19 protein-coding genes are annotated in these 14,819 nt (G+C 40.2%); 11 read left to right on the plus strand and 8 right to left on the minus strand.

Annotated features, from left to right (window positions below; translation table 11 throughout):
- The first annotated feature begins 1 nt into the window (after window position 1).
- The gene (locus AC25Y5_RS04170) at window positions 2–712 is read left to right on the plus strand and encodes a hypothetical protein (protein WP_488139231.1); all 711 of its coding nucleotides are present in this window, start codon (window positions 2–4) and stop codon (window positions 710–712) included.
- Between the two features lie 4 nt (window positions 713–716).
- Here the strand turns inward: AC25Y5_RS04170 and AC25Y5_RS04175 are convergent, their stop codons facing one another.
- A complete protein-coding gene (locus tag AC25Y5_RS04175; protein WP_488139232.1) occupies window positions 717–998 on the minus strand; it encodes a hypothetical protein in 282 nt (93 codons plus the stop codon).
- 85 nt (window positions 999–1,083) lie between these two features.
- On the opposite strand from AC25Y5_RS04175, the gene AC25Y5_RS04180 reads away from it, so the two are divergent.
- Window positions 1,084–1,413 (plus strand): CHY zinc finger protein, encoded by a 330-nt coding sequence (locus AC25Y5_RS04180; RefSeq protein WP_488139233.1) that lies wholly within the window; start codon window positions 1,084–1,086, stop codon window positions 1,411–1,413.
- A 147-nt stretch (window positions 1,414–1,560) separates the two neighbouring features.
- Here AC25Y5_RS04180 and AC25Y5_RS04185 read toward each other — a convergent pair whose 3' ends face one another.
- Window positions 1,561–2,406 (minus strand): VOC family protein, encoded by an 846-nt coding sequence (locus AC25Y5_RS04185; protein ID WP_488139234.1) that lies wholly within the window; start codon window positions 2,404–2,406, stop codon window positions 1,561–1,563.
- A 96-nt stretch (window positions 2,407–2,502) separates the two neighbouring features.
- Here AC25Y5_RS04185 and AC25Y5_RS04190 point away from each other — a divergent pair, with 96 nt between their 5' ends.
- The 4 genes from AC25Y5_RS04190 (at window position 2,503) to tatA (AC25Y5_RS04205) (ending at window position 5,900) form a co-directional block, all read left to right on the plus strand.
- On the plus strand, window positions 2,503–2,829 hold the full coding sequence (locus AC25Y5_RS04190; RefSeq protein WP_488139235.1) for a winged helix-turn-helix transcriptional regulator: 327 nt from the start codon (window positions 2,503–2,505) through the stop codon (window positions 2,827–2,829).
- Window positions 2,830–2,998: 169 nt separating this feature from the next.
- The gene (locus tag AC25Y5_RS04195) at window positions 2,999–4,447 is read left to right on the plus strand and encodes an MFS transporter (protein WP_488139236.1); all 1,449 of its coding nucleotides are present in this window, start codon (window positions 2,999–3,001) and stop codon (window positions 4,445–4,447) included.
- Between the two features lie 409 nt (window positions 4,448–4,856).
- The gene (gene tatC, locus AC25Y5_RS04200; protein WP_488139237.1) at window positions 4,857–5,618 is read left to right on the plus strand and encodes a twin-arginine translocase subunit TatC; all 762 of its coding nucleotides are present in this window, start codon (window positions 4,857–4,859) and stop codon (window positions 5,616–5,618) included.
- A 78-nt stretch (window positions 5,619–5,696) separates the two neighbouring features.
- Complete coding sequence (gene tatA, locus AC25Y5_RS04205; RefSeq protein ID WP_488139238.1) at window positions 5,697–5,900, plus strand: twin-arginine translocase TatA/TatE family subunit; 204 nt, start codon at window positions 5,697–5,699, stop codon at window positions 5,898–5,900.
- Window positions 5,901–6,087: 187 nt separating this feature from the next.
- Here tatA (AC25Y5_RS04205) and AC25Y5_RS04210 read toward each other — a convergent pair whose 3' ends face one another.
- On the minus strand, window positions 6,088–7,167 hold the full coding sequence (locus AC25Y5_RS04210) for an AI-2E family transporter (protein ID WP_488139239.1): 1,080 nt from the start codon (window positions 7,165–7,167) through the stop codon (window positions 6,088–6,090).
- Between the two features lie 429 nt (window positions 7,168–7,596).
- On the opposite strand from AC25Y5_RS04210, the gene AC25Y5_RS04215 reads away from it, so the two are divergent.
- Window positions 7,597–7,929, plus strand: a complete 333-nt coding sequence (locus AC25Y5_RS04215; protein WP_488139240.1) for a winged helix-turn-helix transcriptional regulator — start codon at window positions 7,597–7,599, stop codon at window positions 7,927–7,929.
- A gap of 165 nt (window positions 7,930–8,094) precedes the next feature.
- Here AC25Y5_RS04215 and AC25Y5_RS04220 read toward each other — a convergent pair whose 3' ends face one another.
- A complete protein-coding gene (locus tag AC25Y5_RS04220; RefSeq protein WP_488139241.1) occupies window positions 8,095–8,622 on the minus strand; it encodes a P-loop NTPase family protein in 528 nt (175 codons plus the stop codon).
- A gap of 243 nt (window positions 8,623–8,865) precedes the next feature.
- Between AC25Y5_RS04220 and AC25Y5_RS04225 the strand changes: the two genes are divergently transcribed.
- The 3 genes from AC25Y5_RS04225 to AC25Y5_RS04235 all read left to right on the plus strand — a co-directional run bounded on the left by AC25Y5_RS04225 (window position 8,866) and on the right by AC25Y5_RS04235 (window position 9,868).
- Window positions 8,866–9,282, plus strand: coding sequence for a YmaF family protein (locus tag AC25Y5_RS04225; RefSeq protein WP_488139242.1), 417 nt, complete (start codon window positions 8,866–8,868; stop codon window positions 9,280–9,282).
- 103 nt (window positions 9,283–9,385) lie between these two features.
- The gene (locus tag AC25Y5_RS04230; protein WP_488139243.1) at window positions 9,386–9,529 is read left to right on the plus strand and encodes a hypothetical protein; all 144 of its coding nucleotides are present in this window, start codon (window positions 9,386–9,388) and stop codon (window positions 9,527–9,529) included.
- Window positions 9,530–9,661: 132 nt separating this feature from the next.
- Window positions 9,662–9,868 carry a hypothetical protein gene (locus AC25Y5_RS04235; RefSeq protein ID WP_488139244.1) on the plus strand — a complete coding sequence of 69 codons (207 nt, stop codon included), beginning with the start codon at window positions 9,662–9,664 and terminating at the stop codon, window positions 9,866–9,868.
- Window positions 9,869–9,903: 35 nt separating this feature from the next.
- Here AC25Y5_RS04235 and tatC (AC25Y5_RS04240) read toward each other — a convergent pair whose 3' ends face one another.
- The 4 genes from tatC (AC25Y5_RS04240) to AC25Y5_RS04255 are packed head-to-tail and all read right to left on the minus strand — an operon-like array spanning window position 9,904 to window position 13,466.
- Window positions 9,904–10,746 (minus strand): twin-arginine translocase subunit TatC, encoded by an 843-nt coding sequence (tatC, locus tag AC25Y5_RS04240; protein WP_488139245.1) that lies wholly within the window; start codon window positions 10,744–10,746, stop codon window positions 9,904–9,906.
- Between the two features lie 12 nt (window positions 10,747–10,758).
- Window positions 10,759–10,959: a twin-arginine translocase TatA/TatE family subunit gene (gene tatA, locus AC25Y5_RS04245; protein WP_482101332.1), complete on the minus strand. Its 201-nt coding sequence runs from the start codon at window positions 10,957–10,959 to the stop codon at window positions 10,759–10,761.
- Between the two features lie 21 nt (window positions 10,960–10,980).
- A complete protein-coding gene (locus AC25Y5_RS04250; RefSeq protein WP_488139246.1) occupies window positions 10,981–12,693 on the minus strand; it encodes a GMC family oxidoreductase in 1,713 nt (570 codons plus the stop codon).
- Window positions 12,694–12,707: 14 nt separating this feature from the next.
- Window positions 12,708–13,466, minus strand: coding sequence for a gluconate 2-dehydrogenase subunit 3 family protein (locus AC25Y5_RS04255; protein ID WP_488139247.1), 759 nt, complete (start codon window positions 13,464–13,466; stop codon window positions 12,708–12,710).
- Window positions 13,467–13,642: 176 nt separating this feature from the next.
- Between AC25Y5_RS04255 and AC25Y5_RS04260 the strand changes: the two genes are divergently transcribed.
- Window positions 13,643–14,653: a PQQ-dependent sugar dehydrogenase gene (locus AC25Y5_RS04260; RefSeq protein ID WP_488139248.1), complete on the plus strand. Its 1,011-nt coding sequence runs from the start codon at window positions 13,643–13,645 to the stop codon at window positions 14,651–14,653.
- The last annotated feature ends 166 nt before the right edge of the window (window positions 14,654–14,819 follow it).

Here is a 14,819-nt window from a genome sequence, read left to right on the forward strand (position 1 = left end):
TATGACAAACTTAACTTCGGATCAAATTAGACAACTGAATATGTATAGCATTTACGTAGAAAAACCGGAACAAAACTTATTCACATTGGAAACGCTGCTCGATGAAAAAAAAATGGAGGACGTATTAAATGTAGTCCAAGCAGTGAGCGGAAGCCCTAACCGAACTGTAGCAGCGTCGTACTTCATGCGTCGTTTCGGAATGTTCACCGCGATGCAATTTTATAACTTGGCGGCGTACGATGAGGTATGGAATGGAGATAAAAAACATCTTCATTTCGGGGCAAAAGTAGAATACGGAAAACTGTCTGTTAGTATGTTTGCGAATGCGGAAGACTGGCAGGACGTGGACGATGGTGAACGTCGCGTTGTTATTAAACGAATTCTAAAAGATCAGTGTGACGCTGTCATCAGGAAAATCCGAACCATCTCATCTGTTTCACCGCTAACATTATGGGAAAACATTTTCGGGTTTCTCCTTTGGCAATATCACGTACTGCTAGAAAATCCAGCTACATCCTTAGATGCGCGTGCTGACCTCAATCTATTGAAAGATGATGCACTTTGGGAAGATATCGCTCCACATTCATTATTCGCGGATTACCTAGGTGGATGCGAACCTTCTGCCCTTTTAAACACTGAAGTCCGCAAGACATGTTGCTTCTCCAAAGATGTTCCAGGACTTATGCAATGTGGTTTTTGCCCGTTAAAGTAATTCATTAACCCGATTTACCTGAGTAATTCACAAACCAGACTTTCAGCGAATAAATTGTCCCACTGGCTGCGCCACCATAAAAAAAGCCCATGAAAATCCCGGCGGGCAAGCTGCCTGGATGACTAATGAAAATCGACAAAACAAGTCCAGTGATAGTTGTAACTGTTGAAAACCAGGTCTCAGATATTTTGAAAAGGATCTTCATTAAGATTACAACTAGCAAAATTACTGGAATTGCCCAAAAAGCATCCCAAATATTCGTATAAATTATCGGAAACTCTTTCAATATGACACCAATCCTTTTTCACATTAGCTTTCCCATCATATAACTGTTTCAGTACAAATTTTAAGGCGAAAGGAAGAGAACCTATATGGAAATTAAAGGTCATACTGTTAAAGGTAAAGTACTTGATAACGAAACTCGCTGCTCCCACTACCATACTGAAGTCGATCGAATTGCTATCAAGTTTTATTGCTGCGACACCTATTTTCCTTGCTTTGAATGCCACAAAGAAGACGGGTGTGGCAATCCCGCCGTCTGGCCCGATGATAAATTTATTGAAAAAGCAGTTCTGTGCGGGGCTTGTGGTCATGAACTGACAATTACGGAGTATTTGGAGAGAGGTTCGGAATGCCCTAGTTGTTCAGCTTTGTTTAATCCGAAATGTGATTTACACAGAAATCTCTACTTTCAAACTTAACAAATCTAATTAACCAACGAGACACCTCAATCCGTGAATATGAAAAAACGCTAGATCTCACCTAGCGTTTTTTTAGTCAATTATATCATTTTTAGATTCAGGTAATGATTATTGATAATCCATCTTATACTCTGTTGATGAAATAAATCACCTGACTCGAAGATTAATTCGAATACCGGAAGGATCTTCCGTCATAAATCCACTACCGTTCATTTCCACTTTCATACCTAACGCTTCCACCTTCGTAATAGCTTCATTCAAAACTGTTTCATCCGGATAAACGAGCGTATACGATTGAAGTCCAACACTTCCCGCTTTAGGGCGTGTTACACCTTCGCCATTCCATGTATTCAAGCCGAGATGGTGATGGTATTTCCCATTCGACATAAATAAAGCCTGTGGATAGGTGGTCACGACTTCGAAGCCAAGGGCATTGTAGAAAATTTCCGTTTCAGGCAGATTTGCCACATGCAAATGGACATGCCCCATCACCGTACCGGTAGGGAGCCCCTCCCATGTCTTTCCTGCACTTTCTGCAACAATACTTTCCCCATCGAGCGGGTCCGTACTCATGTCGACCTTTCCATTTTCCCAAGTCCAAACAGCAGGGTCACGATCCGTGTAAATTTCAATTCCATTGCCATCCGGATCTGACAAATAGAGCGCTTCACTCACTAGGTGATCAGCAGCCCCGATCCGTGTACTATTTTGCACGAAATGTTTAATAATCGCTCCGAGATCGGCTCTCTCTGGCAACAAAAGCGCAAAGTGATACAGTCCAGAGCGACGTGGTTCTTTCGGTGTCACATTGTCCGGTTGTTCGATAATTAGTAGGGGCGTCTTCCCGTCCGCTGTCAATACTACCTTGTTGGATTCTTGTTCAAGCAATTTAAAGCCAATCACTTCTTTGTAAAAACGGACTGATCTGTCCAAGTCCATGACGTTGAGATGCACTTCTCCTGTATACGTAAGCGGTGCTTTATGAAAATTCATTTATATTCCTCCTAAATTCTTTTTATCAGTTACTTACTTTATGTAACTAACTTTATATGTTAGAATGAGAATTGTCAATAAAGGAGCTGGTATTTTATGAACGAATTTGAACTTTGTCCGCGTTTCGAAAAAGCCGTATCTATATTAAGCCAACGCTGGACTGCCCTTATATTGTATCAATTAACAGCAGGTCCACAGCGTTTCTGTACAATGACTGACAAACTCAACGTCAGCGGAAAAACATTATCTCAGCGATTAAAAGACCTGGAACAGCAAAACTATGTTGTTCGTACTGTATACCCTGAAACACCTGTACGAATCGAATATTCATTGACCGAAAAAGGAATGTCTCTTACACCAATTATGAAAGAAATCGAATTATGGTCAAAAACATGGGTTGCTCAAGTGGAAGAAAACGTATAATAGAACAAACCACCTTATCCATGGATTCATATTATTCATATTAATTCGAATTTAAACAATAATGATTTAAACCTCCCCCTCATTATTTTATTGTGATAATATGATGGAATACATAAAAAACGAACGATATTTCCACTATAGTTTCTTTCTAATTTTGAGGGGGAAAATCATGGCTACAGGCTATCAGGGCACGAATAAGATGCTGACAGGAATTGTTTTCGGTGTTATTACTTTTTGGCTTTTCGCACAATCTTTAGTCAATATTGTCCCGGTAATGCAAAAAGATTTAGGGATTTCATTGGGCGCACTGAATATCGCAATCAGTTTGACCGCATTGTTTTCAGGTATTTTCGTTGTTGCAGCGGGTGGATTGGCCGATAAATTCGGGCGGAAAAAATTAACCTATATCGGGCTTATTTTAAGCATTATAGGTTCGCTTCTTCTTGTCATAACCAATGGCGCTACATTGTTGATTATTGGACGGATTGTCCAGGGTCTGTCTGCTGCTTGCATTATGCCCGCTACGATTGCTTTGGTAAGAACATACTATGATGGGGCAGATAGACAACGTGCGCTTAGTTATTGGTCCATCGGATCTTGGGGTGGCTCTGGTGTTTGTTCATTTGCAGGGGGAGCTATTGCGACTTCTATGGGGTGGAGATGGATTTTTATCTTTTCAATCGTTTTCGCTATCCTAGCAATGATTTTGCTCAAAGACACACCCGAAAGTAAAGTGGTACAGAAAGTTCCTTCCCGTTTCGATTATACTGGGTTAGTCGTATTCGTATTGATGATGGTTGCATTAAACGTTGTCATCACACGGGGTGCCGATTTCGGTTGGACAAGTCCACTCATATTAGGGTTAATTGCTGCTACGCTGATTGGCGTGTTGTTCTTTATTAAAATAGAAATAGGCAAAATGAACGCCTTGATTGATTTTAACTTATTTAAAAACAAACCGTATACAGGTGCTACCATCTCCAACTTCTTATTGAATGCGGTAGCAGGAACGCTTGTTGTAGCCAATACATATGTGCAAGTCGGAAGAGGATTCTCGGCGTTTCAATCGGGGATTTTATCCATCGGTTATTTAGTATCCGTCCTCGTTATGATCCGTGTCGGTGAAAAAACATTGCAGAAAACCGGAGCGAAATTGCCAATGGTGGTAGGTTCTATCTTGGCTGCAATCGGTATCGGATTAATGGCATTGACATTTTTACCAGACACAGCCTATATCATCGTCGTCTTTGTTGGATTCATCCTGTTCGGTATCGGACTCGGATTGTATGCTACGCCATCCACAGATACGGCAGTCTCTAGTGTACCGGAAGATAAGATCGGTTCATCATCAGGTATTTACAAAATGTCGAGCTCACTTGGCAGTTCTTTCGGTGTTGCCATTTCTGCCTCGGTATATAGCGCGATAACACTTACAGGCAATATTGAAAAGGCGGCTTCTATCGGAATCATCACCAACGTCATATTCGCTGTATTGGCACTGATTGCGATTATATTCTTAATCCCAAAATCATCTAATTCAGCCAAACAAGACGTCTCCAAACAGAAAGTCCGGAAAACTGATTATGCGCATCCTGTTAATGAAAATAGTAGAATATAATATAAGCCGATCAATTGTAAGACGAATTAAAGCGCTTCAATCAAAGTGGATGAAAACAGCCTTAAATCACATCTGATTTAAGGCTGTTTTATTTTCCAAATTTACTCTGATGATAAAAACAAAGCTTTCTTATTCTACTGCTTTCGTTTCTTAATACGGATTAGAAATACTATCCCCTCATCTTAGAAAGTTATTCTATTCCAAGTTTGCTCTTCTCCATTATTGAGCGTCCTCTTATTTACAAATCATTTTTGAGGTGTATAATGTGTAGGTGGTCAGATTACTTTTATAATTTTACTGCATTTTTTTCAGTATAGTATAAATTAAAGCTATTCTTTTCGGTAAACAAGAAAGTTTATACTTTCCGAATTTACTATCTAGCATTATAAAATAGTGGGTGGTAAAAAGCATGAAAACAGATCAAGAATTCACTCTTGTCGAACATTTAACGGAGCTGAGGAAACGGCTCATTATTGTAGTTGCGACTTTTATAATTTCAATTATAATAGGCTTCGGTATTGCACCAAAAATATTAACTTTCATCAAGATGCAGCCTACAGCCCTTCACGTAGAATGGAACGTTTTCGGCTATACGGATGGGCTAATGATTTATTTAAAATGCGCTTTACTGTTGGCCATTCTGATTACATTGCCCATTGCGTTATACCAGACCTGGTTATTCGTGAAGCCGGGTATGTCCGGGGAAGAATCAAAAGGAGCAGTCATGTTTATTCCGGCCTCTTTTTTCTTGTTTTTGGCGGGAATCAGTTTCAGTTATTTTCTCCTCTTCCCTTTAATGTTGAACTTTATGTCAAACATCAACGAATCGATTGGTGCAATTGAAACCTACGGGATGAAACAGTACTTTACATTCATGTTTAACTTGATCATTCCAGTGGGTATTGTATTTGAATTACCTGTGGTCGTACTATTTCTGACAAAGTTAGGTATTGTAACACCGGAAAAGTTGAGGAAAATGAGAAAGGTTGCTTATTTCCTACTTGTAATAGTCGGTGTTTCTATTTCACCACCTGACTTCATTTCCGATATTCTTATCATTATTCCTTTATTACTGCTATTTGAGATCAGTATCCTTGTGTCTAGCTGGTCACTTAAAAGAAAGCGGGCAAATGAATTGAAGCGTGAGAAGATTTTGAAGGAAGAAGATTAAAGCATTTCTATTGGCAGTAATATTATATTGATTTTTGTTACCTTAAGCGTGTATTTGAATTTAAAGGAGGAGAAAACCATGCCAAGCATCGGTGTACCCGGTTTAATTATTATTCTAGTAATTGCTTTAATCATCTTTGGACCATCCAAATTGCCTCAATTAGGAAGAGCTGTAGGACAAACTCTAAAGGAGTTCAAGAGTTCAACAAAAGACATCATGGATGATGTAACAGATGAATTCAAATCAGATGATAAAGAAGCAGCAGAGAAAAAGAAAATTTAATAGATAACTCAAAAGCCGGCATCAGATACGAATTATAATTCGTATTTGATGCCGGCTTTTGAGTGATTATACTACGTTATATTTATGAATAGCAACTGTTTTATAAACGATAATTCTGGTATATCCATGAAACATACGGATACATCCAAGCACGAGACATCTCAACTCCTGAAAAGTTCACATTTCTCTATACTGTAGATGTCGCCGCCTCTTTAATTTCCTTGCGTCTAGCGTAAATATTTTTGACAATCGCTTTACCAACTGCATATGTTGGAACGGCAACAATGATGCCGAGAAAACCTCCGATATTACCTGCAGCCAGTATTACAGTAATAACCGTAAGCGGATGGAGATCCAGTGATTTCCCCATCACATTCGGCGTTATGAGATTGCTTTCGATTTGCTGGGCAACAAGCATAACGATTGCAGCTAAGATACCAGTCTTCGGATCCTCTAGGAAGCCGATAATAATTGCTGGTACAGCAGATATCCACGGACCAATGAATGGAATTAAATTCATGAACAAGCCGAAAACAGCTAACAGTAAAGCATATTCCAAGCCAATAACCAGATAACCAATGTATAAGAAAATTGCTAAAATAAAACTGATTAACAACTGTCCCTGGATATATGAACGAAGTACCGTATCGATATCGTGTAAGGTTTTTTTAATCCATTCTCGTCTTTTCCCGGAAAAGAAATTATAAATGAACGGTGCAAACTTTTCATGATCTTTCAGCATGAAAATAAAGAAAAATGGAACAAGTACTAGCAAGAACATTGCCTGTAGAAACGACTGTAAAAACTGAACAATCCATTTCCCAAAATTGACCGCAATGGATTGAATCGAATCAGCTGCACTGTCAATAGAATCTTCCAACTGTTTTGGTAAATCATCTTTTTGTTGAAGAAGTGAGTCTTTCATGACGTTGATTTCATTAGTAATTGTAGGTGCATTATCAACCAAGTTGTTAATTTGTTTCGTTATCGGAGGACCAATAATCGCTACAAATATCCAAACGACCGCTAAGAGTATCGCAAAAATCGAAAGAATGCTTCCCCACCTTGGTACTTTCTTTTTTTCCAGAAACCGTTGGACTGGCTCCATAATATAATAAAGTACGCCGCCTAAAAGTAACGGTATGAAAATGGCTTTTGCAATAATAACCAGCGGTGAAAAAATCCCTTGAATCTCCATAAAGTATTTAATAATAAGCATTGCAAGCAATATTCCAACACCCACTTGAAACCATAGCTTTTTCGTCATATATCCCACTTCCTTTTCATATCACCATTTTGATAGACTATTAATTTTAAGTATACGTTGTTTTACGGATGGCGTCGAAGAAAGTTTCACCCCCCTTCATATGAACAATTCATTCGACACTTTTGATTGGTCCATAAACCAGTACCGCGCTCACAACTAAGGTGTTTTTCCGTCCGCAGTCAATGTCGCTGTCTTCGAAACTTGCTCAAGTACTTTAAACCCGATAACCTCATCATAAAAATAAATTGATCTACCTTGGTTTAACACATTAAAATATACTTCTCCAGTATTCGTAATTGGTGTTTTATGAAAGTTTCTTTGGTTTCCCCTCCAAAAAATAGTAACTTAATTACTTTATGTAACTAAATTTATATGTTATAGTAACTTTTATCAACGTATTAAGTTTCCGTAGAAAGGAACCGATAAACTATGAGCGAATTTGAGCTTTGCCCACGTTTTGAAAAAGCTGTTTCTGTGTTGAGTCAACGCTGGACTACTCTTATTTTATATCAATTAATGGCAGGACCGCAGCGTTTTTGTACCATGACCGATAAACTTGGGGTCAGTGGTAAAACATTATCCGAACGGTTAAAAGATCTTGATCAGCAAGGTTTTGTCATCCGAAATGTTTACCCAGAAACACCAGTACGAATTGAATATTCGTTAACTGAAAAAGGAATGTCACTTACACCCATTATGATAGAAATCGAAAAATGGTCCAAAACATGGGTTGCACCCGATTCCATTTCAAATAATACATAAAGCCAATCACACTCAAAAACCGGCTTTATGTATTCATATTTTGGAGAGATTCTTTGTATGTTTTTCTCATCATCACTTCAACAGACTGCCTTTCTCTACAATTAGTCTTGCAGTCCATTTTCATATTGATGTATGCAAAGGCAAGGATATAACAACTTCAACCATTTAATTACAATTACCCTTCTTATATGTCTCTAAAAAACCCTTAATTTGCTCGGGCGTTTTCAAGTAATGAACAGTCTTCCCTTCCCCCGCATAACGCTGCATCCGCTCTATCATTTTCTTTTTCCGTGCTCCATACGTTGTCACAATGAATTTCAAAAATGCCTTATCTATCTTTTCCTTACACCCTTCACCCATATCATCCCGAGTTTCCCCATGGAATTGCACCCTCCTCTTCAACACACGATACAAACAGACCCTGAGAGGGAGTTCCAAATAAATAATTGTATCCGCATATGGCTCTCGAATATTGAATGTACCCGAGTAATTACCTTCAACAATCCATTGATCATTTTGAACAACTTGTCGTTGTGCTGCAGAAAACTCTTCAAGCGAAGCTTCCACCCAATCCCGTTTCCAATACATTCGATCTAAATGTGTTACTTCGATTTCAGTCATTTCACCTAGTCGACGCGCAAATGTTGACTTTCCCACGCCAGATGACACCCCGATGACCATGATTTTATTCATTCGAACGCTCCCTTCCACATAATTCTAGAATCATATATATCTATTTCATTTGCAGACTATCTATCTGAATTTGAGAGAATATAAAATTACTCCAATACTTTGTATCTGTTCTATGTACGACCAAAGCATGGAAATAGTTTCAATCCTTCTTTTTATATACGGAGTGGATAGGGCTGACTATTGTAACCACAATATTTTAAAATACATACGTTAGTAGGGAATCTAAAAAGAGGAGTTGAAAGCGTGCTAGACGATTATATGGATGACCTATTTTACGGTTTGAATTTCCCTCCTGTACAAAGTCCCGAAACAATCGAAGATAAAACTGTCCCAGTGAATAATACTGAAATCCCTTCAAGCGTAAATAGGGAGGATGGACACACTCATAGCTACCTAGGTTCGACCACGTGTAGTGATGGGCATATCCATATGCATCCAGGCGTAACCAGTACACCCATTGAGACGGATAAAGGCCATTTTCATCATATTAAGGGAAATACCTCCTTTGAAGACGACCATATCCATCGCTACGAAGCGTATACGAGTCTCCCTATTTTGATGCCGGGTGGTTACCATACGCATTATGTAGAGGTTCGAACAACGGAAGATGATGGGCATATTCATGTCATTAAAGGTTTTACACAACCCTCAAAAAGCTAATTGGGAAGCAATCCGAAATAACCTTCCTGCAGACTTCCTGGTTAGTATCCCTCAAATCGGGCATATTATCATGAACACCAAAAACAAGGAGGATGATTTTTCTATGAACAAAATGGCCATGACAGCACTTGGACTGGGCGCTGCATATTTAATGCGAAACAAAGGTGCTCGGGACAAACTGATGAAACAGGTTGAATCGTTTACAGGTCCATTCTCCATGAAAAATGGTTCGCACAAGAATTCTTAAAGCTACTGAATAAACCGGTATCCCAATATGGGGTACCGGTTTTTCACATTGGAATATCTCTTCAAACAGGTATATCTTTGTTTAATCTCACTTGAATGGGGAAAACAACTAAAAACAAGGAGGGTTTATCAGATGAGAAAAAAAGCTACTTTTGCTGCACTCGGACTGGGTGCCGCTTACCTAATGCGAAACAAAGGCTCAAGGGAAAAACTATCCAAGCAATTCGATGAATTTGGCGGAACTTCAAAGCACGGAAAAAAAACAGATACTTTCTCAGAATCCCGTTCATCCCAAACAACCGGACGAAAAAAAGGTCTTCTACAGAACATTTTTAATTGACTTCATTAGGTGGTATCCTCTCTCGGACACCTCCTTTAATTCGTTACGGCACTTCTACGTTCCGCATACAAGACAATAAAAATACTCGCTTCATAAAGTAGTGCCATTGGAATAAGTACAATGAGCTGACTGACAAAATCCGGTGGCGTGATCAAGGCCGAAATGATTGCGATAGCAAGATACGACCATTTACGTACTTTTTTCATGGATTCCGCAGTTAGCAATCCGATTGCTGCTAAAAATAGTGCCACTATAGGCAACTCGAATATTATCCCAATCGGCATGGTCGTCATGAGTAAAAAGCTGATATACTCCTGCGCTGAAACCATTACGTTAAAATTTACTGCCCCTAACGAAACAAGGAATTTATAGCTAAGTGGATTGACGATAAAGTAACCGAATGAAACGCCTATAATGAAAAGCAATAACATGACGGGGGAATACAGACTTAGGAAACGACTTTCCCGTTCGTTCAGTCCCGGTTTGACAAATTGCCAAAGAAAGTGGCAAAGAAAAGGTATCGACAAACCAAATGCAAGTGCTGTTGATATCGACATATAAAATTTCACGACTTCCAATGGTCCAAGAATAATCAGCTCATGCCCCCGGGTAATATACGGGAACCAGAGATTAATACTGGAAAACACCGCGATTAAGAAAAAAAGGAAAACAGCCGCGCTTTTGACAAGCTGTCTTCTTAAATCCGTGAGATGATCGACTAAGGATGGATCAGCCTCCAGTACGGATTCATTCACTTCATTTACTATCTTACTGGTGCTTTCTTCATCTTCACGCCCTACTTTTTCCTCCTCAATTACAGTGTGGATTTTATCAAGCGGACTGACAACTTTTCGATTGTGATCTCCATATGGATCCATATCCTCACCTGCTCATAGTTGTTCGGTTTTCTTCGTTTCCTTTTGGTTCACCGGTTCTTCGTCTTCCATAATATCCTTTGCCGACTTCTTAAATTCAGCAAGCGTCTTCCCTACCGCGGCTCCCACTTCAGGCAGTTTTTTCGGTCCGAACAGGATGAGAACAATAACTAGGATGATGATCAAACCAGGTACGCCAATACTCGCTAAGCTCATTGCATAGGACTCCTTTCATTTTCACACTAGTGATCCACCGTTTTTACTGTAGTTAATGACTCCTTCCGCTGCTCGGTAAGCGAGTGCGCCAACTGTCCCTGTAGGATTGTATCCGCTGTTATGCGCAAAATTCCCGGCACCGACTACAAAAAGATTTTCAGCGTCCCAATGTTGTAAGTAATTGTTGACCACACTGTTATCCGGACTTGCCCCCATAATAGTTCCACCTGTATTATGAGTTGTCTGATACGGAACAATATCATAGTTTGTAATAGGATTTCCGGCCATGACTGTCTTCGCACCCATTTCTTTCATTATCTCAGTAGTCTTTCCACCTATATACTTGTGTAAATTTCGATCTTGGTCAGTAAAATTGTACGTCAGCTGGAGTAATGGAATACCATACGCATCTTTGTAATCTGGGTCGAGCGACATAAAATTATCCTTGTGTGGCATCGACGCGCCTTCTGTTGAGACGTTAAGTGTCCTTGTATAGTTGTGAATAGAAGCCTTCTTAAAATCGGCTCCCCATGTTGGCGTATCTGGCGGTATAGGATTTGACTGGATTGGACGTGTCCCCGTCTGAGTCATGGCGATATTCCCCCCGTGAATGAAATCCAGATCACTGTGGTCGAAGTTGTCTCCATTCAGATCATCGATTGATATACCAAGAGCTCCGGCTCCCATAAAAACATTCATTTGTTCATCGAAAAAACCTGTAGCACCAGGAAGGATTTGATATGCATAGTTCTTGCCAAGCGTCCCTTTTTGCGTCTTTGGATTGTACTGCTCTCCGATGCCTGACACCATTAATAGTTTTGCATTGTTCATGACATAACTCGTAAGCACAACAACTTCTGCCGGTTGTATATATTCTTCTCCAGTTTGATTGTCGATATACCTTACGCCCGTCACTTTAGTACCTTTCTTTAACACTTCTACAACATTTGCATGGAAACGTACATCGAAGTTTCCGGTTTTCCTTGCGGTTGGAATGACCGTAATTTCCGGTGAAGTCTTTGCTCCGTATTCACAACCAAATCGTTCGCAAAACCCGCAGTATTGGCAGGCTGCTATTGATTCGCCGTCAGGGTTAGTATAAGCCTTTGACAAGTTTGCGGATGGTAACATAAAGGGCGTATATCCAAGATTGCTTGTAGCCGTTTCAAATTTTTTCAGAAGTGGGGTTTTTATCATTGGGGGTGTTGGGTAATCAGAAGAACGTTTCCCCTCGAAAGGATTTTTGGCTTCACCAGATAACCCTGCAGTCTTTTCAAATTTGTCGAAATAAGGTTCTAACTCATCATAGGTAATGCCCCAATCTTGAAGCAGGTAGTCGGCGGATAGTTTGTTTTTTCCATATTTCTTGTCTGTCATTGACTTGATTTCAAAATCATAGGGAAGAAAACGCCATGTTTGCCCGTTCCAATGTGTCCCTGCCCCGCCGAGACCTTCTCCAAGAAGAAAAGACCCCATTTGTCGCATAGGTAATGCCCTCATTTTTTGGTGATTCCTAAAAGTAATTGTTTCTTTCGATAGATCTTGCATCAGCTCATAGCGCATTGCATAGCGGTACTCATCATGCACCCTCGAAAAGTCTGCTGTACTACGTTCCTTTCCACGTTCCAATCCGACAACCTTAAGTCCTGCTTTTGCACATTCAGCAGCAATAATACCGCCTGTCCAACCAACTCCAACCGTAACGACATCCACTTTTTCCAACGTTGTTGCCATTTGCTGCTCCCCCTTTAATGTTCCATACTACTTAGTGATAGTGGTTCGTATTTCATAAACTTTTCGTTTTCTATTTCTGCGATATAGGTCATTTGATTGCCTGGGAATTCCTTCATGCGCCAAGCATCCATATTGGTATTGCCGTTGTAAATTGGATCTGCGTAAGCACCTTCCAATGTTGCCTGCCGTAGTAGCTTGAAGAAAAATTCCGATGACACACCTTTCATATCAATTTCGTTTTTTTGGAACGCGGTGATCACTTCGTCCATCTGGCCACCCTCTAGATCAACGAAATTTTTATCGAACCGCCCCATTGCTTCCGCTTCCATTTTTCCGATTCCTTGTCTGAAAATCTCCGCACGCGTCAGTCTACTTTGATATCCCTGCGTCGCTTCGCCGGCAAAGAATGGTCCTTGCATGTATTCCTTCGAGTTACTTCCGTAATTGCCCGCTAGTTGGTTGTCGATGAAATAGGGAACCCCGAGTCCAATTGCACCAGGACCAAGATCGTCTTCAGGGAAAATCCGTTCAACTGCTTGAGACAACACACTGAACTCCGCCATGTTCGTAAAGAACATCAGACCTCGATTGCTTACTGAGACCGGTTCACCGCCTGCTCCTTTATGTCCGGCCGTTCCTGCAACTTGACCATCCTTGTTAACGTTGTATCCGACAAGACCTCCAATGAGACCCCCTCCTACGAGTGCTCCGGTCGCTATTCCGGTTGTCTTTAGGAAATCCCTTCTTGAAAGGCCTTTTTTATTTTCTGCCATCCTAATATCCTCCTTCGAACTACTTTCCAAATCTATTATGATATCTACAAATAAGCATGCCAGTCCTAACCCATTTTTATACAATACAACTTGCCATATTTGATGGGTTTCATTTCCTTTTCTTCTGCACGCCGTTATATACTAATGAAAATGAAGTATGAATGGAGGTATTCGCTTTGAAACACCTACTTCTATTGTTCTTTTTACTCATTCTGGCAGGTTGCAATCAGGAATTAAATCCAACTCAAAATCATGATCAAACTGAAAAGATTGTAACTCAGCTACTTTCACCTTGGTCCATTGACTATGATGGTGAGTACTTTTTCATTTCCGAGAAAGCGGGAACGATTGTTAAGACTAGGCAGGACGAAAAATTGATACGTGAGGACGTCCATCTATCAGCACCATTATCGAATGCAGCTGAATCCGGTTTACTAGGCTTTGTTTTGGATAAAGGTTTTCAGGACTCCCAAAAAGCCTATGCTTACTACACATATGATATTGAAGGAGCACCGGTCAATCGTATTGTGACGCTTGAGTATGATGGGAGTTCTTGGTACGAAAACGAAATCTTATTGGATGGTATAGAATCCGGACCAGTCCATCATGGTGGCCGTCTCGCATTCTCACCTGACAATGTTTTGTACGCAACGATAGGGGATGGCGCGGATCCTGATTCAGCTCAAAACCCAAAATCATTCAACGGGAAAATCATTCGGCTCACTGAAGAGAACGTCTTTGAAATTGTTAGCTCTGGGCATCGAAATCCTCAAGGGCTCGCGTGGGATGAAAACGGAAAGTTGTACGCTTCGGAACATGGTCAATCCGCAAATGACGAATTAAATATCATTGTTGAAGGCAAAAACTATGGGTGGCCGATCATTGAGGGGACAGAATCGAAAGACGGTTTGGAAACGCCATTGCTTACTTCTGGTTCAAATGAAACTTGGGCACCATCTGGCATGGTATTTCACAAGGGATTGCTGTATATTGCAGCCCTTCGTGGAGAAGGTATTCTAGTCATAGATCCGCATAGCGGTGAAGTAGTTGATAAAATTGAGGGTTTTGGCCGTATCCGAGATGTGTTTTCAGACGGAAAATCGCTTTATTTCATTACAAATAATACCGATGGACGTGGAAAACCTCAAGATGAGGATGATGTTTTATATCGCTTAACGAGTAGCTAGAATTGGTGAATCCAGACAATTTCCTCCTCTCTTTTTTCAGTAGACATGCGCTAAATTATGCACAAGCGTCGATTTTTCGTTCTAACAATAAGAGGTCTCGTAAATAAAAAAACCACCAAGTTATGTTGTGCACCCCAAAAGTTAGAGTCAAAATCTAACTTTTGGG

This window comes from Sporosarcina sp. Y1011 (assembly GCF_057669885.1).